Source organism: Pseudomonas sp. GM102, assembly GCF_000282555.1.
Lineage (GTDB): Bacteria > Pseudomonadota > Gammaproteobacteria > Pseudomonadales > Pseudomonadaceae > Aquipseudomonas.
Window position 1 is genome coordinate 17,945 of the sequence record NZ_AKJB01000003.1, and the last position, 22,821, is coordinate 40,765.

Annotated in this window: 16 protein-coding genes; 11 read left to right on the forward strand and 5 right to left on the reverse strand. The window is 60.8% G+C overall.

The features are described from left to right. The first annotated feature begins 1 nt into the window (after position 1). The 9 genes from PMI18_RS28305 (at position 2) to tagQ (ending at position 13,881) form a co-directional block, all read left to right on the forward strand. Entirely contained in the window at positions 2-1,300 is a 1,299-nt protein-coding gene (locus PMI18_RS28305) for a DotU family type VI secretion system protein (RefSeq protein WP_007894508.1), read from the forward strand. After that, entirely contained in the window at positions 1,297-4,797 is a 3,501-nt protein-coding gene (gene tssM, locus PMI18_RS28300; RefSeq protein WP_007894509.1) for a type VI secretion system membrane subunit TssM, read from the forward strand. Before PMI18_RS28305 ends, tssM begins: the two co-directional genes overlap by 4 nt. After that, entirely contained in the window at positions 4,794-5,444 is a 651-nt protein-coding gene (tagF, locus tag PMI18_RS28295; RefSeq protein WP_007894512.1) for a type VI secretion system-associated protein TagF, read from the forward strand. Before tssM ends, tagF begins: the two co-directional genes overlap by 4 nt. Beyond that, the gene (locus PMI18_RS28290) at positions 5,445-6,176 is read left to right on the forward strand and encodes a PP2C family protein-serine/threonine phosphatase (RefSeq protein WP_033035613.1); all 732 of its coding nucleotides are present in this window, start codon (positions 5,445-5,447) and stop codon (positions 6,174-6,176) included. It abuts the gene before it with no gap. Continuing rightward, on the forward strand, positions 6,173-9,217 hold the full coding sequence (locus tag PMI18_RS28285; RefSeq protein ID WP_007894516.1) for a serine/threonine-protein kinase: 3,045 nt from the start codon (positions 6,173-6,175) through the stop codon (positions 9,215-9,217). Before PMI18_RS28290 ends, PMI18_RS28285 begins: the two co-directional genes overlap by 4 nt. Further along, the gene (locus tag PMI18_RS28280) at positions 9,217-9,933 is read left to right on the forward strand and encodes an ABC transporter ATP-binding protein (RefSeq protein WP_007894518.1); all 717 of its coding nucleotides are present in this window, start codon (positions 9,217-9,219) and stop codon (positions 9,931-9,933) included. Before PMI18_RS28285 ends, PMI18_RS28280 begins: the two co-directional genes overlap by 1 nt. Beyond that, positions 9,933-11,132 carry an ABC transporter permease gene (locus PMI18_RS28275; protein ID WP_007894520.1) on the forward strand — a complete coding sequence of 400 codons (1,200 nt, stop codon included), beginning with the start codon at positions 9,933-9,935 and terminating at the stop codon, positions 11,130-11,132. Before PMI18_RS28280 ends, PMI18_RS28275 begins: the two co-directional genes overlap by 1 nt. A gap of 37 nt (positions 11,133-11,169) precedes the next feature. Further along, positions 11,170-12,867: a formylglycine-generating enzyme family protein gene (locus PMI18_RS28270; RefSeq protein ID WP_238542571.1), complete on the forward strand. Its 1,698-nt coding sequence runs from the start codon at positions 11,170-11,172 to the stop codon at positions 12,865-12,867. Between the two features lie 84 nt (positions 12,868-12,951). After that, on the forward strand, positions 12,952-13,881 hold the full coding sequence (gene tagQ, locus PMI18_RS28265; protein ID WP_007894524.1) for a type VI secretion system-associated lipoprotein TagQ: 930 nt from the start codon (positions 12,952-12,954) through the stop codon (positions 13,879-13,881). 130 nt (positions 13,882-14,011) lie between these two features. Here the strand turns inward: tagQ and PMI18_RS31810 are convergent, their stop codons facing one another. Genes PMI18_RS31810 through PMI18_RS28250 form a run of 5 tightly spaced genes read right to left on the reverse strand, consistent with a single transcriptional unit; the run spans position 14,012 to position 20,004 of the window. Further along, on the reverse strand, positions 14,012-15,118 hold the full coding sequence (locus tag PMI18_RS31810; RefSeq protein WP_007894526.1) for a lipase family protein: 1,107 nt from the start codon (positions 15,116-15,118) through the stop codon (positions 14,012-14,014). Then, entirely contained in the window at positions 15,067-16,347 is a 1,281-nt protein-coding gene (locus PMI18_RS31815; RefSeq protein WP_007894528.1) for a hypothetical protein, read from the reverse strand. Before PMI18_RS31815 ends, PMI18_RS31810 begins: the two co-directional genes overlap by 52 nt. Beyond that, a complete protein-coding gene (locus PMI18_RS28260) occupies positions 16,344-17,135 on the reverse strand; it encodes a hypothetical protein (protein WP_007894536.1) in 792 nt (263 codons plus the stop codon). The genes PMI18_RS31815 and PMI18_RS28260 overlap by 4 nt, the downstream gene beginning before the upstream one ends. Beyond that, complete coding sequence (locus tag PMI18_RS28255) at positions 17,132-17,980, reverse strand: DUF4123 domain-containing protein (RefSeq protein ID WP_007894538.1); 849 nt, start codon at positions 17,978-17,980, stop codon at positions 17,132-17,134. The genes PMI18_RS28260 and PMI18_RS28255 overlap by 4 nt, the downstream gene beginning before the upstream one ends. After that, positions 17,977-20,004: a type VI secretion system Vgr family protein gene (locus tag PMI18_RS28250; RefSeq protein ID WP_007894541.1), complete on the reverse strand. Its 2,028-nt coding sequence runs from the start codon at positions 20,002-20,004 to the stop codon at positions 17,977-17,979. Before PMI18_RS28250 ends, PMI18_RS28255 begins: the two co-directional genes overlap by 4 nt. Before the next feature lie 724 nt (positions 20,005-20,728). On the opposite strand from PMI18_RS28250, the gene tssA reads away from it, so the two are divergent. Together tssA and tssB are read left to right on the forward strand one after the other, a co-directional pair. Beyond that, complete coding sequence (gene tssA, locus PMI18_RS28245) at positions 20,729-22,285, forward strand: type VI secretion system protein TssA (protein WP_007894544.1); 1,557 nt, start codon at positions 20,729-20,731, stop codon at positions 22,283-22,285. Between the two features lie 32 nt (positions 22,286-22,317). After that, positions 22,318-22,821, forward strand: coding sequence for a type VI secretion system contractile sheath small subunit (gene tssB, locus PMI18_RS28240; RefSeq protein ID WP_007894548.1), 504 nt, complete (start codon positions 22,318-22,320; stop codon positions 22,819-22,821).

Below are 22,821 nucleotides of genomic sequence, written 5' to 3' on the forward strand. Positions count from 1 at the left end.
AATGAGCAACGACGATCGTACCCAATTCATGCCGACACCCGGTGGCCGTGGCGCCGACCCGGTCCGCCCGGAGGCTGGTCGCGCCCAGGCCGCGCCACTTTCGATGCCGGCCGCGCCGCTTTTGATCGGCAAGGCCGAAGGTCTCAACCCCCTGGAGAGCGCCGCTGGCCCGTTGCTGGCTTTGCTGACCCGTTTGCGCAACACCATTGCCCACCCGGCGCCGGCGAGCCTGCGCGCGCAATTGCTGGCCTATCTGCGCCAGTTCGAGGAGCGCGCCGAGGCTGCCGGCGTGCTGCGCAACGATGTGTTGCTGGCCCGTTACGCCTTGTGCACCGCCCTGGATGAAGCGGTGTTGAGTACACCGTGGGGTGGTGCCAGCGACTGGGGCAAACAGAGCCTGCTGATCACCGTGCACAACGAAGCCTGGGGCGGCGAGAAGGTGTTCCAGCTGTTGGAACATTGCCTGCAAAGCCCCCGCGAACGTTTGTATCTGCTGGAGCTGTTGTACCTGTGCATGTGCCTGGGTTTCGAAGGGCGTTATCGGGTCATGAACGACGGTCGCAGCCAACTGGAAGCCTTGCGTGAACGCACCAGTGCGGTCATCCGCAGCGCCCGTGGCGATTATGAGCGTGAACTGTCGCCCCATTGGCGCGGCGTCACCGTGGCCCGCGACCGGCTGGCGCAATTCATGCCGCCGTGGATCGCCGTGGCCATCGGCGTGGCGTTGCTGCTGGCACTGCTGTTCGGCCTGCGCTTGAAACTGGCCGCCGATGCCGAGCCGGTGTTTAAAAATATCCATGCGCTGGGCGAGATCCCGGTGCAGGCCATCGACCGTCCGGTGGTGCAACCGAAACTGATCGAGCGTCCCCGCCTGGCAGGCTTTCTGGCCGATGAAATCAAGGCCGGTCGGGTCGCTGTGGAAGATGCCGTTGACCGTTCAGTGGTGACCATCCGTGGCGATGAGCTGTTCGCCTCGGGCAGCGCCAGCATCGTCGACAATTTCCAGCCGCTGATGCTGCGCATCGCCGATGCCGTTCGCAAGGTCAAGGGCCAGGTCCGGGTGACCGGCCACAGTGACAATCGCCCGATTGCCACCTTGCGGTTTCCATCGAATTGGGCCTTGTCCGAGGCGCGGGCCAATTCGGTGCTGCAAATCCTTTCGGCCAAGACCGGTCAGCCCGAACGCTTCAGCGCCGAAGGCCGTAGCGACACCGAACCGTTGGCCTCGAACGCTACAACAGAGGGCCGCGCACGCAATCGTCGGGTCGAAATCACAGTGTTGGCGGAGGGGGTCGAGTGAAGGCGTTTTTCAGTTTTATCATCCGCTGGGTCATTCCGTTGCTGGGGCTGATCGCCCTGAGCCTGATCATCTGGTTTGTCGGGCCGCTGCTTGAATTCCTGGTGCCCGAAGGCCGGCGTTGGGCGCTGATCATTCTGGTGTTCGCGGTGTGGATCGCCTACCGGGTGTTTCGCATCATCCAGGCGCGCCGTCAGGCCGCTGAAGTCATGCGCAGCCTGGCGGCGCAAACCCCGCCAGACCCGACCAGCATCGCCACCTCTGAGGAGCTCGAAACCCTGCGCCAGCGCATGGACGAAGCCTTGGCGCTGTTGAAGAAAGCCAAGCTGGGCGGTGACGAGCGCCGTAACCTGTACGAGCTCCCGTGGTACGTGATCATCGGCCCGCCGGGGTCGGGCAAGACCACCGCGTTGGTCAATTCCGGGCTGCATTTTCCGTTGGCGGCGCAGTTGGGCGCCGGGGCAGTCCGTGGCGTTGGTGGCACGCGCAATTGCGATTGGTGGTTCACCGATCAGGCCGTGCTGCTCGACACCGCAGGGCGCTACACCACCCAGGACAGCGACGCGACAGTCGATAAAGCCGCGTGGCTGGGTTTTCTCGGCCTGTTGAAAAAACAGCGGGCCCGGCGTCCGATCGATGGCGCGTTTATCGCCATCAGCCTCTCCGACCTGCTGCTGGGCAGCGACGCCGAGCGCGCTGCCCATGCCGCCGCGATCCGCTTGCGTATCCAGGAGCTGTACACGCAACTGGGCGTGCGCTTTCCGATCTATCTGATGCTGACCAAGCTCGATCTGGTGCCAGGGTTCATGGAGTATTTCGATACCCTGAGCAAGGAAGAACGAGCGCAGGTCTGGGGTATGACCTTTGCCCTGGACGACGGTAAAAACAATGACAGCCCACTGGCTCATCTGCAAAGCGAATTCACCGGCCTGGAACAGCGCCTCAACGATCGTTTGGTGGAGCGTTTGCAACAGGAGCGCGACCCGGCGCGGCGCGATCTGATCTACGGTTTCCCGCAACAGTTCGGCGCGTTGAAGGATTGCCTGCAAAGCTTCCTTGAGGGCGTATTCAAACCCAACGCCTTTGAAGAGCGGGTGCTGTTGCGCGGGGTGTATTTCACCAGCGGCACCCAGGAAGGCAGCCCGATTGACCGGCTGATCGGCTCAATGGCCCAGAGCATGAACCTGGACCGCCAGCACCTGGCACGCCAGAACGGCACCGGGCGCAGTTACTTCATCGAAAAACTCTTCAGCGCCGTGGCCTTTGCCGAGCGTGGACTGGTGGGGGTCAACCCGAAAGTCGAACGTCGGCGCAAGTGGATCGCCCGGGGCGTTCTAGCCTCGACCGTGGCCCTGGTGCTGGTGGTCGGGACCTTGTGGTGGGTCAGTTACCGCGCCAACCAGGCGTATATCGCGCAAGTCGATCAGAAAGTCGCGCCCCTGGGCCAGGCCGTGCAGAACCTCAGCCCGGCACAACGGGACGTGCTTGCGGTGTTGCCTTTGCTCAACGCGGTGAAGCACCTGGCCGACGATTCGCCGAACTGGGCCGAAGGCCTGGGCCTGTATCAGGGCGACATGCTTGAAGCCGAGTCTGGCAGCGTCTATCGCAAGTTGTTGATCGCGGTCTTCGCGCCACGCTTGCTCACGCGCATCGAAGAGCAACTGCACGGCGGCGGCAATTCGGACTTCCTTTACGAAGGCTTGAAGGCCTACCTGATGCTCGCCGACAGCGAGCATTACGATGCCGACTTCATCAAGGCGTGGATCGCCCTGGATTGGGATCGCAGCCTGCCGCGCGACTTGCCGGCCGAGCAGCGTCTGGCCCTGGAGGAGCACTTGCAGGCACTGTTCGAGCGCCATCCGCCCACTGCACGTCTGGACCCGCGCCTGATCGACGACTTGCGCCGGCAGTTGCAACAACTGCCGGTGGCCCAGCGTGTCTATGACCGGGTCAAGCGGCAGAAACTGCCGGACGGCATCCCGGACTTTCGTATCAACGAAGCGGCCGGACGCGATGCCGCGCTGGTGTTCAGCCGCAAGAGTGGCAAGCCGCTGGGCGAACCCTTGAGCGGCTTCTTCACGGCCAAGGGTTACCGCCAAGGGTTTTTGCTGACCAGCCTGAGCCAGACCGGCACTCTGGCCGAGGAGCAGTGGGTGCTCGGTCGCGACCAGGCAGAACAACAGAACGTCGTCAGCCTGGCCGCCGACGTGCGCCGCCTGTACTTCCAGGATTATCAGCGCCAGTGGGACGCCTTGCTGGCTGATATCGACTTCGTGCCGATCACCAGCGTGGCCCAGGCCGCCGATGTGTTGCGGGTGATTTCCGGCCCGACCTCGCCGTTGAAAAAACTGCTGGTAGCAGTGGCGAAGGAAACCGACCTGCAACAGGAAGAACGCCTGCTGGCCGCCAAGGGCGTGCCGGTGGAGGGCGGGGTCGACAAGCTCAAGGAGCGCTTGGGCACCTTGCTCGGCCAGGAGCAGGCGACGCAAAACACAGCGGATGCCAGTGAAGATCCAATCACCGCGCATTTTGCCGAACTCAACAGCATCGTCAGCAAAAACGAAGGCGAGCCGGCGGCCATCGACGGCCTGCTGGCCGACATGAACGCCCTGTATGTGCAGGTCAGTGCCATGGTCGGCGCCAGCGGCGACGCCTTGCTCGGCGAAGCCAAGAACCAGGCTGCAGCGGCCGCGACACGGGTCAGCCTCAACGCCGAACGTCAGCCGCCGCTGGTGCAGGGCCTGGTCAAATCGGTGGTCAACTCCACCACCAACAGCATGATGGGCGGGGTACGCAATCAACTGAACGCGGCCTGGACCAGCGAAGTGGTGAACATCTATCGCCAGTCGCTGGCCGGGCGTTACCCAATGTCGCCGGGCAGTGCGCGGGATGCGACCCTGGACGACTTCGGCCAGTTCTTCGGTGTGGGCGGGGTGATGGACAACTATTTCCGCAAATACCTGCAGCCGTACGTGGATACCTCGACCCAGGCCTGGCGTTGGCAGCCGGGTGCCGCACAGAAGCTCGGCATCGCCCCGGGCGTGCTGCAAACGTTCCAACGGGCGGCGACTATCCGGGATGCATTTTTCCGTTCCGGTGGCACCCAGCCGATGGTGCGCTTCGAACTCAAGCCAGTGGCGATGGACGCCACCATCACCCAGTTTTTGCTCGACCTCGACGGCCAGCAATTGAGCTACGACCACGGCCCGAGTCGCCCCACCTCCATGCAATGGCCCAACCCCGGCAGCATCGGCGTGGTGCGGATCTCGATCATGCCGCCTTCGTCCAGCGGTCGTTCCGGGATCACCCTGGACGGGCCTTGGGCCTGGTTCCGCCTGCTGGAGCAATCGGACCTGACCGCCGGCAACTCGCCGGATCGCTTCAACCTGCGGCTGCGGGTCGACGGCGCCAGCGTCTCTTATGAGCTACGGGCCAACAGCGCCTTCAACCCGTTCAAGAGCCGTGTGCTCAGCGGTTTCAGCCTGCCGGAGCGTTTATGAGCACGCCGGGTTTCTATGGAAAGCTGGCCAGTCGCGGGGACTTTGTCAGCCGTGGCTTGCCGCAGAGTTTTATCGGCCCCTGGGATTCGTGGCTGGCGGCGGGCCTGCTCGCCAGCCAAAGCCTCGGGGACCGTTGGCTGGATGCCTATCTGGTCAGTCCGCTGTGGCGCTTCATGCTCGGGCCTGGTGTATGTGGACCGCAGGCCGCCGTTGGGGTGGTGATGCCGAGCATCGATCGGGTTGGCCGGTATTTTCCGCTGACGGTCGCGGTGCTGCTGGATCACGACGCTGATCCGGCGTCGGTGGTGGGCGGCTCGGATGTCTGGTTTGAGCAAGTTGAGCAATTGCTGTTGAGCACGTTGAGCGTGGAGGCGAGCTTCGAAGCCTTCGGTGCAGGGCTGGAGACGCTGGGCAGCCCAGCGTACCTGCCACGCGCGCCAAGCAGCCGTTTTGCTGGCTTGCATCGCTTTGATGCCACCGACCCGAAGGCGCGAATGACCGCGCTTGCCGAACTGGCCTGCGAAGGCGCAAGCCTGTGGTGGGGCCAGGGTTCGGAGCGTATCGCCCCTGCTTTATTGCGGTGCCAGGGCCTGCCGGCCGCCGCTGATTTTGCGCAATTTTTGCTCGGCCAAGAAGGTGTTGTGTAGATGTGTCCACGCGTTGGAAAGACGTTCAAGTCTGCAAGCAAGAGCCATGTCGGCATGGTCCGTCAGGTTAACGAAGATGCTTGCCTGGACCGGCCGGAAAACGGCCTGTGGGTGGTCGCCGATGGCATGGGCGGGCACGCGGCGGGCGACTACGTCAGCAGTCTGATCGTCGATAGCCTGCGCAACGTTGCCGTAGGCCGTTCGCTGGATGAATACGTCGCGGCGCTGAAAACCGACCTGCTGCGGGTCAATGCCGCCGTGCGTGAAGAAACCGCCAACCGCGGCGTGACCATGATGGGCAGCACCGTGGTGGCGTTGGTGGCGCGTGACTTGCGCGGAGTGTGCCTGTGGGCGGGTGACAGCCGTTTGTATCGCCTGCGTAACGGCCTGCTCGAAGGCATCTCGCGGGACCACAGTTACGTTCAGGATCTGCAGGACAGCGGCCTGCTCAGCGAAGCTGAAGCCCGGGTGCATCCACGGTCCAATATTGTCACCCGCGCTGTTGGGGTAGGGGCGCAGTTGGAGCTGGCGATGGTCGAGCTGCTGTTGATGCCTGGCGATAGTTACCTGCTGTGCAGCGATGGGCTGACCAAGACCGTCGAGGACCATGAAATCAGCGAGGTGCTGAGCCACGACGAACCCGGTGAAATCGTCAGCAGCCTGGTGTCCCTGGGCTTGATGCGTGGTGCTCCGGACAACATCACCGTCATCGTCGTGAAGGTGCCGTCATGAATTCCACGCTGAATATTCTGATCCCCGGCTATGACATCGACGGCGAGATCGGCGAAGGCGCCATGGCCAGCGTTTACCTGGCGACCCAGCGCTCGCTGGAGCGCAAGGTGGCGCTGAAGGTCATGGCCGCCGCGCTGGCGGCCGACCCGAGTTTCTGCGAGCGCTTCCTGCGCGAAGGTAAAACCCTGGCGCGCCTGTCTCACCCGCATACGGTCACCATCCATGACATCGGCCATGTCGGTGAACTGTATTACATGGCCATGGAATTCCTGCCCAACGGCACGCTCAAGGAGCGCATCGCCGCGGGCCTGACGCCGGAACAGGGCCTGATCTACATCCGTCATATCGCTTCGGCCCTGGGCTATGCCCATGGGCTGGGGCTGGTTCATCGCGACGTCAAACCGGCGAACATTCTGTTCCGTGCCGATGGCACGGCGGTGCTCTCCGATTTTGGCATCGCCAAGTCCATGGATGACCGCACCCAGTTCACCCAGGCCGGTTTCGCTGTCGGTACTCCCAGCTACATGAGCCCGGAACAGGCGCGCGGCCAGGATATCGATGGCCGAGCCGATCTTTATGCCCTGGGCGTGGTGCTCTACGAAATCCTCGTTGGCAAACTGCCGTATACCGGCAATGACGCACTCTCAACGGCCCTGGCGCATTTGACCGAACCGTTGCCGGAGCTGCCAATGCACCACGGTCGCTATCAAGAAGTACTGCGCAAGCTGTTGGCCAAGGATCCGGCCGACCGTTTCCCGAATGCAGCGGCGCTGTTGCTGGCGCTGGATAATCTGCCTCGGGAATCGGTTGAAGCGACCACGATCCGGCCATTGCCAATTCCGGTAGTGCCGATTGCGGTGAGCAATGACCTGGCGGGACTGACGCCGGTGTCCATCGATATACCGACCGGCCCCGCGCAGCCACAACCTCGATCCAATCCTGTTGCGCCGACTGTGAAGCCGACGCCGTCGTCCACGGTCTCGGAGCAGCGAAAGGGGCCGGTGTTCGCACTCGCCGCCGTCGCGGTGGCCGTGGCGCTGGTCTTGGGTGGCGCGGGTTATTGGTGGCTGTCCGGTGACGTCGAAGCCGACGCCAAGGTGCCGGTGGTTTCAGTACCGCCGGCCAGCCCGCCGCCGACCGTGGCGCCACCCGTAACCCCCCCCGTGGCACCGGAGGTCGATGGCGGTCAGCGGCCGCTGCTGATGGCCGGCAAAAAAACCTTGTTCCAGCGGGTACTCAGCAAGCCGGGGGCGAAACTCGCCAGCGACCCGGGGGCCACCCCTGACAAGGCCTTGCCGGCATTCTCGGTGCTTTACGTCTATCAGCGCAAAGAGGTCGATGGCAGCCCGTGGCTGCGTGTCGGCGCCGCCACCGACGGGCGCAGTGACGGCTGGTTGCCGGCCGCGCAAGTCAGCGACTGGAAGCAAAGCCTGGTACTCAAGTTCACCGAACGCTCCGGCCGTGCGCCGGTGATGTTCCTGCGTCAGCCCGGCGAAGTGGAGAGGCTGCTGGCCGATCCGTCGGCGGCAAAAAACCTGCTGCTCAAGGCCCAGCAGAATCACGAAGACAACCAACAGGTGCTGGCTCTGGAACCGGCCGCCAGCGCAGTTCCGCAGAACCAGTTTTACCTGTTGCCGATCTTCGATTCTCGCGAGAGCTTCGATGAGAACGGCCAGCCGGTGCAGTTGTTGAACGTGGCGTCCATCGACCCCGGCAATGCTCCAAAGGCCGCAACCAACAACACACCAATCACCACCGCCAATGCCGACGCGTTCCGCACCGCCGTGGTGTTGGTCGTTGACACCACCGTGTCCATGCAGCCCTACATCGATCAGGTCCGCGACGTCGTACACCAACTGCAAACCCGCATCGCCGAGCGGGGCGAGCAGGACAGTGTCAGCTTCGGCCTGGTGGGGTTTCGCAGCAGCACCCAGAAAACCCCGGGCCTGGAATACGTCGCCAAAACCTTGATCACCCTGGACCAGGGCCGCGACCCACAGCGCTTCATGGACCTGGCGCGGCAGGTCAAGGCGTCCACGGTCTCGAGCCATTCGTTCAACGAAGATGCGTTTGCCGGTGTGATGGAAGCGGTCGAGGGCATGGACTGGTCCGGCTATGGCGGGCGCCTGATTCTGTTGGTCACTGATGCCGGTGCCTTGCGCAAGAACGACCCGTATGCCGCCACGCAAATGAACGAAGCCGAAGTGCGCCAGGCTGCGCTGGGCAAGCAGATCAAGATCTACGCCTTGCACCTGCTCAGCGATGCCGGCAAGAAAACCCACAGCGGTGCGCAAAGCCAATACCGTACCCTGACCGCCGACGCCAACCCGCAGATCGGCGACCTGTACATTCCGGTGCCGGGCGCCGATGTACGCAAGTTCGGTGAGCGGGTGGACGAGATCGGTTCGGTATTTGCCGACCTGGTGCATCAGGTGCGTAGCGACAAGCCGCAAACCGTACCGCTACTGAGCGCCGCGCCGAGCCTGAGCGACAAATCGGCGGCCGTCGGCTATGCGATGCACATGGACTTCCTGGGGCGTAAAGCCGCCAGCCAGGCGCCGCAACTGGTCAGCGCCTGGACCGCCGACCGCGACCTGACCAACCCGGCACTGCCATCGTTCCAGGTGTGCGTGATGCTGACCAAGTTGCAGCTCAATGACTTGCAGCAATCGCTGAAACTGATTGTCGATGCCGCCCGCAAGACCCAGACCTCGCCGAAGAATTTCTTTCAGGAAATCGCCAGCGCCAGTGCCTACATGAGCCGCGATCCCTCGGCCTTGCGCAAGGGTGGCAACCTGGCCGATGGCGGGGTTCTGGGTGAGTACCTGGAAGGGCTGCCCTACCGCAGCAAGTCGTTGAACATGACCCAGGATTTGTGGCTTTCCTTGAGCGTGGCCGAGCAGGAGGACTTTATCGACGAACTGGACTCGAAAATCCGCCTCTACGAAACCTTCCACAACGACTTGGCCAACTGGGTGCGTTTCGGCGATGCCGAACCGGGTGATGCCTTGTACCGCGTTCCGTTGTCGACGCTGCCGTGATGCTGAACATGAACGCCGTGCACAAACACCGGGGGGGCGGCAGCCAACGCTACAGCCTGGTGATTCCACGGCTGCAACTGCGTGCCGGTGAGCAATTGGCGGTGGTCGGTCCCAGTGGCTGCGGCAAAAGCACCTTGCTGGATTTGCTGGCGCTGGTGCTGGCTCCGGATCAGGCCGCGCAATTTGATTTTGCGCCCGGCCAAACCCGCACGGACATTACCGGGCTGTGGCGCACAGAAGCGCAAAGTGCCTTGGCGGACCTGCGCCGCCGGCACTTGGGCTACGTGCTGCAAACCGGTGGCCTGCTGGATTTTCTGGACGTGCGCGGGAACATCGACCTGTCGCGCAAACTGCTCGGTTTGAAAGACGACGGCAGCGTGGATCGCCTGGCCGGGGCGTTGGATATCGTCGATCAACTGGGCAAGAAGCCGGGTGACTTGTCCGTCGGTCAACGGCAACGGGTGAGTTGCGCCCGTGCCTTGGCCCATGGGCCGCGTTTGCTGCTGGCCGATGAACCGACTGCCGCCCTCGATCCGCTGAACGCCGAACGGGTGATGCAGTTACTGGTGACCCAGGCCCGTGAACATGGCGTGTGCTGCGTCGTCGCCACCCACGATGAATCACTGGCCCGCGCCAGCGGTTTGCAGGTGCGGCGCATCAGTTGTCATCGCGACGTTGATGGCGGTGTCACCGCCACCCTCGGGGAGACCTGCTGATGCGCAGCGCGCTGGTGGCTTCCCTGGCCTGGCAGGATTACCGCAACGACGCGTGGCTGTCGGCCTGTTCGGTGCTGGCGCTGGTGGCGGTGGTCGCACCGCTGCTGGTGCTGTTCGGCTTGAAATTCGGCCTGGTCAGCAGTTTGACCGAGCGCCTGGAAAACGACCCGGCCACCCGGGAAATCATTCCCTTGGGCGGCGGCCGGTTCAGTGCCGCGTTTATCGAACAGTTGAGCCAGCGCAGCGACGTGGCTTTCGCCTTGCCGCGTACCCGGCAGATTGCCGCGACGGCGGACCTGACCGCTGGCGCTGCGACGGTGACCGTCGAAATGATCCCCACCGCCGCCAACGATCCCTTGCTGCTCGGCAGTCTACCGGAACCCCAAGGGCTGGATCAGGTGCTGCTCAGCCAGACCGCCGCCGAAAAACTCGGGGCCAAGGCCGGTGATTGGCTGCAGGCCAGTGTTGGTCGGCAAGTAGCCGGTCGTGGCGAGGCGCAGCGCCCTCGCGTCCAGGTACTGCGCGTACTGCCGCTGGAAGCCTTCGCCCGGGACGGATTGTTCGCACCGTTGGCCTTGCTGGAAGCGGCTGAAGATTACCGGGACGGCCGCGCCGTGCCAGCGCTCGGTTGGCCAGGTGATGCGGTGGGCGTGACGGAGCAACGGGTGTACCCGGCGTTTCGTCTGTACGCCCGTCGTCTCACGGATGTCGAGCCGCTGCGTCAGTACTTCGCTGCACAGAATCTGCTGGTCTCGACCCAGGCCCAAGCCATCGCCCAGGTGCAATCGCTGAGCCGCAACCTGTCGATCGTATTCTGGATCATCGCCGGATTGGCTTTGGCGGGAGCATTCGCGGCGATTTTTGCCGGTGCGCTGGCGGCGGTCGAGCGCAAGCGTCGAGCGTTGTCGGTGTTGCGCCTGCTGGGGTTTTCCACGGCGGCGCTGTTGCTGTTTGTTGTGTTGCAGGCGCTGTACAGCGCCGGCCTCGCGGCCCTGTTGAGCGCCGGGCTGTATGGCTTGGCGCAATCGGGCCTGAACCATTTATTTGCGCAGGCGCCGGGCGAATACGCCAGTCATCTGCTGGTGCATCACTACGCGTGGGCCTTGGTAGCCGTGCTCGGCGTCAGCGTCGTGGCGGCGGCCTGTGGTGGCTGGCGAGTGGCGCGTATCCAGGCGTTTGAAGGAATCCGAGATGTATAAGTTACTGGGCGCCGCCGTGGCGCTGAGCCTGGCCAGCATGGGCATGGCTAGTCTGGTGGGTGCCGATGAAAGCACCGACAAACTGGACAACCCAAAGCCGCTGGCCGACGACGTCAGCCTGCCGCTGCCGTGCGAAGGGCAGATGGTGTTCCGTTACGTCTACATCCTGGCGCAAGGCACTCTGGACGACCGCGAGATCAGCCTCGGCTATCCCTTCAGCGAGGGCGAGGCCGGTTATCAACAGTCGTTCATTTCCGGTTACCGCCGGGACTTTATCAACGGCCAGTTCACCCTCAAGGATCTGCCCAAGGATTGGGGCAAGACCATCACGCCGTTGATGCCCAAGACGGACGCCAAGACCCCGCTCAAACCGATGCTCTATTTCATCGGCAAATACGAAGTCACCGCCCGCCAATACGCCCAGGTCATGGCCCAGGCGCAATCGCTGGCCAGCGGCGAGCCGGCGCCCACCTGTGAGGCCCTGCAAGCGGAGACGCCGCAAGGCATGGCCGGGCGTTTGCCCAAGGTGAAGTTGTCGCGCTTCGAGGCCGAACGCTTCTCGGCGGTGTACAGCGCCTGGCTGATGAAATACCACAAGGACCTGCTACCGGTGAGCGGTCGCGGCACCTCGGCTGAAGATGGTGGGCTGGGTTTTGTGCGCTTGCCGACCGAAGTCGAGTGGGAATTTGCCGCCCGTGGCGGGCAGGCCATCAGCCGTCAGGATTTGGAAGGGCGCCTGTTCCCCCGACGTCTTGAGGGCAGCGAAAGCGACGGGCCACTGGCCGATTGGGCGGTGTTCAACCAAGTCGCCGGTGGCACTGGTCAGGCAGCGCGATTGATGCCGATCGGCACCAAACTGCCAAACCCCATCGGCCTGTTCGACGTGATCGGCAACGCCGCCGAGATGGTCCAGGAATCCTTCCAGCTCGTGCACGCCGGACGCCGCCAAGGCACCTACGGCGGCTTCGTGGTCAAGGGCGGCAACTACCTGGAAGGCGAGGGCACCTTGTTCACCGGGATGCGTCGCGAGTACCCGTTGTTCGCCGCCGACGGCACCGAGCAAAGCAACGAAACCACCGGGTTCCGGGTGGCGATTGGCGCGTTGTCGGCGCCACGTTCGCGCTACAAGGAACTGTTTGCCCAATGGCAGAAAGAAGGTCGGCTGGCTTCGCTGACCGATGCCATTGACGACGCCCAGGACCCGACCAAACGCCTGGACAGCATCATTGCTGCCAGCGTCGACCCGCGCCTGCAAGCCGAGTTGGGGCTGGTCAACGAAGAGCTCAAGCGCAACGTCTCGCTCATCGCCCAGCAGCGCGAGGAAGCGGCCGGCAACCTGATCCAGTCGGCGGCCCTGGTGGCCGAGACCGTCAACAACTACAACATCCGCCTGACCAATTTGCAGAAGAGTCGCCAGCAGGCCGTGGACGCCAAGGACGAGGCCAGCGCCAAGCTGTTCGCCACGGCCATCGACAATGGCCGCAGCGCGCTGGACGGCGCGGTGGCGATCTACATCGACAACCTGGCGACCGGCACGCGCTACACCGATGCCGTGATCCAGGCGCAGTTTCAACGCATCAAGGAAGAGTTGGAGCGCAAGCCGGTACTGGGCAAAAGCCTGGTAACGCGCGCAACGTTATTCGTTCGCCATGTCGGTGAATATCGTCAGCAACGACGAGCCGACCCGGCGGCGATATTGAAGGAATTGCTCGCATCGAACGCCCAGCGGTCTTGATCGTTCGTTGTACAGCGAGCTTGGAAGGGACTCAGGCGGCGGTGGGCCGTGCTGAGCTGGTCAAACTTAAAAGAGAACACAACTATGCTTTCCTCCCGTAAACCTGTTGCTTCGCTTTCCAAGCGTCACTTGCTGCTGATGGCCGTCGGCTTCAGCACCGTATTGACCGGTTGCGCCACGTCGCCGACCTCCAAGGTCGCCTCAAGCACCAAAGTCGAGTACTACCCGAACTGCTACGAGCCGGTGCAGCACCTGCGTGCCACCGATTCGAACATGACCAAGTCGGTTGTCACCGGCGCCGCCGTCGGCGCTGTCGGCGGTGCACTGCTGGGCGCCCTGGTCGATTCCGAGAACCGTGGTCGCAACGCCGCCATCGGTGCAGCGGGCGGTGCCCTGGCGGGCGGCGCGGCCGGTTACTACACCGAGCGCCAGAAGCAGATCGCCGATGACAACCAGCGCATCGCGTCCTACGCCTCCGACGTCAACAAAAGCGCCGCCGACATCGATCGCAGCACCGCATACGCCAAGACTTCGCAGCAGTGCTACCAGAACGCGTTCACCAAACTGGTCGCCGACCGCAAGGCCAAAACCGTCAACGACACCGAAGGCCGCAAGCGCCTGGCAGAAATCGTCGCAGGCCTCAAAGAGTCCAACGATCTGATCGTTGCAGTGAACGGCAAAGCCAGCGAAGACCTGAACAACTACACCCAGGCCTACGAAAAAGACCTGCAGCAAGTCGGCGTACAGCGCACTGACGTGGTCACCGTGGCAACCGCCGACACCACGCCAGTCGTGGCGCCGGCCAAGAGCAAAAAAGCGGTGAAACCGGCGAAAAAACCGGTACTGCCAACCGTGCCGAAAGAAGCGGTCACCACCGAGAAAACCCTGCAGACCGCACAAGCCAAACAGGCCGAAAGCAAACAGGTCGCCAGCGCAGGCAACACTCAAGTCAACAGCATGTGCAAGAACCCGGACCTGGGCGATTGGGCACCGGTGCCTTGCCCGAATGCTTGATTGAGTTTCTGTAGGTCTTCGATCATTCCCATGCTCTGCGTGGGAATGATCTGTACTGGCTACACCTTGGCGCTATGCGCCGCCATCTCCTGCACTGGCAAATGATCCAGCGCTCGTTTCACCAGTAAAGCTACACAATCGAATCAATATCCAGATGAAATGGCGTGCCTACGGCATGCCCTCCGGTCATTGCCGCAATGGCTGCGTCGTGGTCTTCGGCGACCGGTGGAATCATTGCCAACTGTTCCTGAACGATGTTTTCCGGATGGGCTTTCCAGCGCAGCAGATTTTCCTGCACCCACTCGGGCTGGTCGGCGTAGCTGCCATAAACGTCGGCGTCGATGACTGTCCGCTTGTGCAGCGTTAGCAGACGGGCCTTGGTTTGGCCGATCTGTTCGACTTCTTTTTCAAGATCCCTTATCGCTTGGGCATCTCGCTGGGGATTGGCATGAGCACGGGAGAGTTTTTCGATTTTCGCTTTGAGTGCGCTCAGCTGCCCTGAGACATTTGTCAGGGCGTCGCTGACCCATTGGAATTCAGTCAAAGTCACCAGCGAGCGTTTTTTTTCCAGCGCTTCCTGCCAGCGGCGCAGGCTGGCCCAGCATCCGGGAATGTAGCTGCCGACCATCGAGTGATGGCCGTTATCTATCACCTGCCGCAGAAATGAGTCGCGCTTGGGCAAGCCATCAAACTGCCGCAGCGCTTCGGCGCAACCATGATCTTTGATCGTGCTGCAACCCGGTTCCCAGAGGATGGAGGACCTGTGGCCTTCGCCGAATTCCACCGGCATAAAATGACGTAACTGGCCGTGATGCCCATATGGGTCACCCAGGAAATTAATGATCCCGCCTATAAAAAACGCCAAACCACCCACCGGGTGAAGGGCAAGTACCACCCCATGGGTGGCGTACATCGGAACGCGGTTGGATGGCGTGTTCATCCAGGTAGAAGGAACGCTCGGTACGGGGTCGTTGTGGAAAACGATGCGATGGTGGTTCAGCTGTTTTGCAGCTTCGATAAAGGTTGAGTCGGCGGCGCGGGGGGCGCCGTAGGTGTAAAGCACGATGTCTGGTGCATATTGTTCATCGCGTCGCAACATTTCAGCCAGCAACAGTGCTACCGCACCGCCGAGACTGTGTCCGCAAATCACCAGCTTTTGCCCAATGTAGAATTTTTCCAAATACTTCACGGCAAACGTGTAGGCCACTTTCGCTGCCCGATAAAAACCGTTGTGCACTTTGCCACCCCCTTCCTCGAAGGGTATTGGTGTGCATCCGCATCAAGCCAGGCGTCGGGTCCTATCTCACTGGTTCCCCTGACACTGATCAATATCAACTCGTCGTGATGGGTGATGAAGGCCTGTGTGTCCGAGCTTTCCTTGAGTTTGCGATCGTCAAGAAAGTGCAGCTTGGCCGGGTGTTCCTGCTCATCACCCAACTCTGGATTGTTGACTTCGGGGTAGAGCAACGGGTCGAACGGCACCACTTCCAGCCGTTTCGAGTAAGGCACCTCTTCATACAGCGGGTAGTACTTCTTCGTCTGCGAGGGATCGACTTTCCACAACTCATCAAATTGCGGCAAGGCATGACCGAACCAGTTGCCACTGCTCGGCCGCAGTGGAAAGGTCACGCTATCCGTTTCGACGGGTTGGGTATTCGGGTCTTGACCAAAGTCGGTGTAACTCAACGTCGACATCAGTGCCAGTTGATAGAGGTTGAGTGCGCAAAACTCGTTGCCAGTCGACAACATCGGCCGCAGCGCCCTCATCGGACGGACTTCCAGCACATGATGTTTGTTCGGCAGTAAGGCGATGCCTTTTGGCTTGGGCGGCGGCGGGGCGAACCCAAGTTCGAACATGCCCATGTCTGCTGGGGTCATGACAGCGCCCATTCCGCTATCCGGGGCATTTTTTTTCTGAGGCGTGAATGCTCTGGTTGTTGCGGGTTGGCGAAACAGCGAGTGCAACACCGTGTTGGGTGGGGTACTGCGCGAGGTCAAGGGTGGCAAATGCGCTACGTGCTTGACCAGTTCGCTCACTTCAATCTGGTAGTAGGCTTCGGGATCAGCGAGGTCTTTTGCTGGATTTGCGAGAGTACGTACGCCTGATTTGTCGACAAAGCGGGTTTTTTCGGCGCGTACTTGTAGTTCGGTGATGGGGAGAGGGTAGTTCGTTCTATCTCTTAGATCCTTGTAGAGCTCTTCTGATCCTTGGAAGGGCTGATCGACTATGAGCATTACTGGGCCGCAGTAGTGGTTATCCACTTTTCCGGCGCCTGTAGCATCCAACTTGCCGGTGTAGACAGCGTCTTCGTAATCGATGACTTCATAAATCAAACCTGCATAAGGTTTGCCGTCGCCGAATTCGTCTACTAACTGAAAGCTCGTCGAATGACCGCGTAGCGGGCAGGCGTGGATACTGCCACCCATAAAAGGCACATCACTCACTGCTAAAGTTTGAATGTTCATCGGGTTTCGTCCTTGCCTTCCGTGCAGCCTGGGTAAATGGTGCAGATCCGTTCATCCACCATTCTGAAGGTACTGAAATCTTCGTAATTTCCATTGCAATAGCCACGCTGGTCTTCAAAGCCTTTTCCCATACAGCGCTTCCAGCCTCCCGGGACTTTGACCCAAGTGTCACCCCAGCCTGGCAGTTCTTCATCCGCTAGCTTGATTTTCAGCGTTACGGTTTTCCCCGGTAACTGAGTCAGCGTATACGCCGTGAAAGGACGACTCCGGGCGACATTTCCCTCTTCATCCATTTTTTTGCAGGTAAGCAGTTTTATCAGGTAGCGTTTGGGGCCGACTGTGCGAAAAGCCCACTGGCATTCACCAAAGAACTCACCTACGCCGTCAGTGTTGAAAGTGCCCATTTGTCGCTCTAACAACTCTGGACGCACGGCAATTGCGGCATAGTCATAACTGCGGTTGCCCCGTCCAGGGCCAAAGATGCCCATGACTTCGACCTCCACACGTTTCAACGCCAGCGGGCACCCGCTCACGGTTCGGTAAAGCGGGATTTCGGAAGTCGCTTCGTATTCCATGTAGACCTTGTTGAATCCAAGCTGAGTACCTTTCCCGCCCGGCACGGTGCACGTTTGTCCTTGGGTGGGCACGTATTTGGCTGTCAGTTCGTACTTGAAGTCAGGCGGAAAATCGGGAACGAAAGTGAAACTGTTCGACTTGCCGAGCGCGGAACAACCCAGTGTCAGGGAGAGGCAACTGCCGAGGGTCAGGCTTTGAAAGATCCGTTTCATACAGGCGCATTTCCCTGCCAATAAAGCGCTTGCTCATATACCCGCTCAAAATGCGCCGCTGGGTCCTCTTCCGGTTTCGGTTGCCATGTCTTGGGCGGCAGGTAACCCGGCGCCTTCAAGCACTGAGTCAGCAAAAAATGCACCTGCTCCGGTTGCTGCCAGCCCCACAAACGGGCCAATTGAATCTGGCCCCATAACCAGTCATCCACATTCAGCTGTGTGGCGAGGGTCGCCAGGGCTTCGGTGTGCTCGCGGATGAGGTAGCGGCGAGTGTTATCGAACTGCACGTTCGCGTAGACAATGTCCGGTGTCGGGGTTTTCAACCAGGCCGGAGCGAGCGGCAGTGGATGTTCGCCGGGGTCAGGGTTGTCAGAGACCGTCCATTGTTCAGCGTGCCAGTAGCAGACGCTGGCGATCGGCCCAAGGTATTCGGCGCGCTGCTCAGGTTGCAGATAGGCCAGGGCGCGCCCCAGTACGCGGTTATCGTGGAAGCGATACACCGCTTGATTCGGTCGCTCACCGACTACCAGCCGGTCGCGCCAGTGAGTGACCAACGCATCAAGGTCAAAGTTGATCGCGCTCGCCAGCCAGCCCCAATGACGCTCGGGCGAATCGAGCAGTGCCTGGATGAGCGGATGTTTGACGGTGCCAATATGGAAAAGAAAAGGCCCTGCTGGCGCCATTGAGCTGGCTGCCGTCCCCACATACAAATTGCGGTACTGATCGGCTCCCAGTTCTTTGGCCAACGCCGTGCGCTCGTCGAGCTGACCGTCAGTGTCGAGCATCAGATAGAGATCCCGCCCGGATCGCGATTGCTCGTGTAGCCATTGTTCGAGTGCATTCATGCGACTTCTCCAATGCTGCATTGGCCAGCGAGACAAGCCTCGCAAAGCGGGCAGTAGTCCGCTGCCTGCTGGCGGGCGGCGGTGACGATTGACAGTGGGCTGGCGATGACGGGATTCGGATTACTGGTCACAGCCTGAAGCGCCTGTAGTGGCGCAATACCCGCCAGTGGCGCACCGCCCTCGACAATGGCCACGCTGCTGAAAATCCCGCCGGCGTTGATGACGATGTGGTGACCACCCGCCTTGAACGTCAGGCTCATGCCGGCATCGATCACCACGTGAGTGGCGGTGACATGCGTCTGTTGCCCGGCCTGAATCACCAGCGACCCCGTGGACGTCGTGCTGCTATTACCGCTGATAGTGATCCGTTCATCACCGCCGATCACCGTGCTGCGCACGCCTTGGGTGGTGTGGAGTTCCTCGCCTTTGATCAGGCTGGTGCTGTTGTTGTCCACCTGCTCGAAACGGTCGTTGCTGATCAGGCTGCGGCTGTCGTTGAGGATCAGTTGCTCGATGTCGCGTTGGGCGCGCAGGTAGATTCTTTCCTGCCCGGTGCGGTCTTCAATCGACAGTTCGTTGTAGCCGCCATTGCGCGGCGAGCTTTGGCTGCGCAGAACCGTTCTGGTCTTGTTCTCGGGCAACTGATGAGCGACGGACGTGACCTTGTTGACCACGCAACCGGTGATCAACGGTTGATCCGGATCGCCCTCCTGAAATGTCACGACCACTTCCATGCCGACGCGCGGGATGGTCACCGCCCCAAAGCCTTCGCCCGCCAAACTGGATGCAACCCTTAACCAGCAACTGCTTTTTTCGCTGTTGAGTTCTGCCCGATCCCAAGGAAACTCGACACGAACCCTGCCGTACTCATCGCAAAAAATTTCCTCTCCGGGCGGCCCAGTGACACACGCTGTCTGACAGACCAGCACAGGTTTTCGCGCAGGCATCGGTGGTCGATAAAACACGTTCCAGGGAACCGCGCTGAAGCGGTTGCGGTAGCCCTGGGTAAAACCGTCCTCAGGTTTGGCAGCGCTGGTAACTGACTCTTCAAGCACCTGGGGTTGCTTTCCAGCGTGAGTGACACTGAGCAACAGCCATCGATCGTTGCAGGTTTCGCGTGGGTGTTGCGTCAGGCTGAAAAAATGACCGCTGCGCAGGGTCGACTGGTCGCTTTCGCCTTCGGCTAATTGGTAATCGGTACGGTGCCGTTCCAGTGCCTGCCGGGCGAGCTGTTTACCGCGTTTTTCGCTCTCGAAAAACAGCGGGTAGCGATAGTCTTCAAGCTCAGGAGTGAACTCGGCGGTGAAGCGACTTTCCAGCAACAGACTCGGGCGTTTCAGGTCGTAGTGTCGGCGGGTGGTCGTGCTGGGGCGGGTGCTGAAGCGCAGGGAGAATTGGCTGACCACCGAATGCTCCGCCACCAGGCCGGAGTCCTGCTGATAAGGGGTTTCGCCCAGCGTGGGGAAGAAGGTCTGGTCGTCGGTGAACACCAACACATGGCCTTCCCGGGAATGCCGATGGTGCCACGCGATGCCATCTTCGGCACACAGCCGCTGGACGAACTCGAAATCATTTTCCCCGTATTGAGTGCAGTACTCGCGCTCCTGATTCGTTCCGATGTTGAAGGTGAACGCATCGGCCTGAATGCCATGCCCCTCGAGGACCTGAGCGATGATTTGCGGCACCGTCAGGTACTGGAAAATCCGTTGGTTGTGGCTGAACTGCAAGTAGTAAAGCGCGGGCACCAGGGTCAGGTGATAACGGGTCAGGCGTTTACCGGCTTCACCGACGAGCGCATCTTCGATACGGCCATGAATGCCGTCGCCATTGAGACCGAACTGGAGAAACGCCGGCTGGCTGAGCAAGCTTTCCAGATCGAAGTCAGGGTATTCGCTAACCAGCTCGATCTGGATCGAATACAAGGTGCTGATGGCTTCGGTGCCTCCAAAGGCCAGCACTTTGAAATCGTTGCGAACCGTTGGGATCAACAACGTGAAATGAGCAGCATTGGCCGGGGCGAACATGCGCTTATCCTTTTGCTTTCCGTGGCTCGTCCTTGAGCCGAAAGAGAAGACAAATCGCGGTGCCCAAGCCATGCCCGGCGTGAGCAAACGCAAACTGTCCAGCACGCTAACAAGAGAGCAAAAGAATGAATGTCGGACTCGTCCAAAAAGTCCGTCAGAGTTTTCCGCATTCCAAAATTGCGTCAGCAATGCGTGAATGGCTTTCGATACTTTTGTAAGAAGTTTGAGGCGAACTGAGTACGTATTTGTAGAAAGATGGGTGAAATACAAAGTGCCATCATTATGATGGCACTTTGTATTGCTTATTGTCAGTTATCGCTACGTCCATGGATGACTGTAACTTTTAGGAAAGCTCCTACATTTTTCATGTTTTATTTTTGTCATGCTGTGTTCCGTTTCAGGGTGTGAATGTCTTGTGATGATTGGCGGGGTTGATAAACCGCTCTGGCTCAATGGTTGCAGGGGTAATGGGTCGAGGGTGGGGAGGTCAAAACCGGCATCAGGGGATCCCCTGTCTCCTATAGGGTGATCTCCTACAGCAACAACGAAGACGCAGTTTTATTGTTTTATCGGATGCTTGCTAATGGCCATCATTGTGATTAGGATGCGCGCCTTGAAAGAGCGCGAACTCAATTGGATGAGACTCATCGCAGCTCTTTGATATTGTCCGGCGCCATTTCAACTCCAATGGCCGTGTGACTGTAATCCTAATTAAAGGTCACGGATGTCCTACTCAAGCAAACTTTCCGCTCATTACCTTGAACTCGCAAAGGCCTCTGTTTCAAAAGAGAATTTCGCGGGCGAGGATGTTCGCTTTTCGAGCGAATATGAGGCGTTGGAAAGTGAGCTGGGTAAAGCCTCGTCCATGCACGAAAGCGGTCAGATCGACTGGCTGAAAATCCGCGAAAACAGTGAAAACCTGCTGCGCACGCAATCCAAGGATTTGCGTGTCGGCGCCTGGTTGACCTGGGCGCTGTACCAGCGTGAATCCTTCCCGGGGTTGCTGGCCGGCCTCGGTTTGCTGCACCACCTCTGTGAAAATCACTGGGCCGAAATCCACCCGAACAAGGCCCGCACCCGCGCCGCAGCCATCAGCTGGTTGGTGCCGCGTCTTGAGCAGGTGCTGAACGAAAACGTCGCGATCAAAGAGCAGTTGCCGCTGTTCCGCCGTCTGGTCGAGCATCTGGAAGGGCTCGACGCCGCGTGCACCGAGCATTTGGGCGACGACGCGCCGTTGCTGCTGCCGATTTCCCGGCGTTTGAAAAACATGGTCCAGCGCGCCGCTGACAATCAGCCGGAGCCCGGTGTGGTGGGCGCCGCGGTGGCGCAGGTCAAGCAGGCCGCGACCCAGCTGTTAACTCCCGGCGCACCGATCGACAACGAAAAAGAAGCCCACAAGGCCCTGCGTGCCCAGCAGGAAAACGCCCGTCCATTGTGTGCCTGGTGGCTCAAGCAGAAAGCCACCGACCTGCGCGCCCTGCGCCTCAATCGCACGCTGCTGTGGCTGCCGATCGACGCGGTGCCCGAGCGTAACGCCGAGCAGATCACCGTTCTGCGCGGGCTGCCGGCGGACAAACTCAAGGCCTATCAGGACCGCTACGACCAGGGGAAATACGCTGATCTGCTGGTAGAGCTGGAGGCGAGCCTGGCGAAGGCGCCGTTCTGGTTCGATGGCCAGCGAATAGTCTGGGAATGCCTCCAGGGGCTGAACGCCGAGATGGCGATGCGCGAAGTGGAAATCCACTTCGCGCTTTTGGTTCAGCGCCTGCCCGGCATCATCGAATTGCGTTTTCACGACGGCGCACCGTTCGCCGATCCGGCCACCCGCGCCTGGATCGGCGCCCACGTCATGCCGCACCTGCAAAGCGCCAGTGCGCCGCGCAAAGTCGAGGTCGCCGATACCCAGCCGGCCTGGGAGCTGGCCCTGGAAGAAGTCTTGCCGGTTCTGCGCAAGGACGGCCTCAAGGCCGCCGTGCAGATTCTCAAGCAGGGCTTGCAAAGTGCCCACGGCGGGCGGGTTCGATTCTTCTGGCAGTTCGCCCTCGCGCGGCTGTGTTTCATGGCCAAGAAATACGAACTGGCCAAGACCCAACTCGAAACCCTCGACCAAACATTACAGGACTCAGGCCTGCACGCCTGGGAGCCCGATCTTGCGCTGGAAGTGCTGCATTTGCTGCATAGCTGCTGCGAGTTGTTACCGCAGAACCATGCAGTGCGTGAACGCAAGGAAGAGATTTATCGCAGGCTGTGCCACCTCGATCTCGAAGTGGTACTCGAATAGGCCCCCGGGCCACAACCGCAAGGAGAAAAGCCATGGCCAAAGAAGGCTCGGTAGCCCCCAAGGAACGCATCAACGTCACCTTCAAACCCGCCACCGGCGGTGCTCAGGAAGAGATTGAACTGCCGCTGAAACTACTGGCAATCGGTGACTACACCCACCGCAAGGACGAACGCAAAATCGAAGATCGCAAGCCGATCAGCATCGACAAGATGACCTTCGACGAAGTGCTGGCCAAGCAAGAGCTGAGCCTGACATTGAGCGTGCCGAACCGTCTTCAGGAAGAGAGCGACACTGAAGAACTGGCCGTGAAACTGCGCGTCAACTCGATGAAGGACTTCAACCCGGCCTCGCTGGTCGAGCAAGTGCCCGAGCTGAAAAAACTGATGGAACTGCGCGACGCGCTGGTGGCCCTCAAAGGCCCGTTGGGTAACGCGCCTGCGTTCCGCAAAGCCATCGAAGGCGTTCTCGCCGACGACGAATCCCGCGGTCGCGTACTGGGTGAGCTGGGCCTGAACGCCGCAGCCCAGGACGCCTGA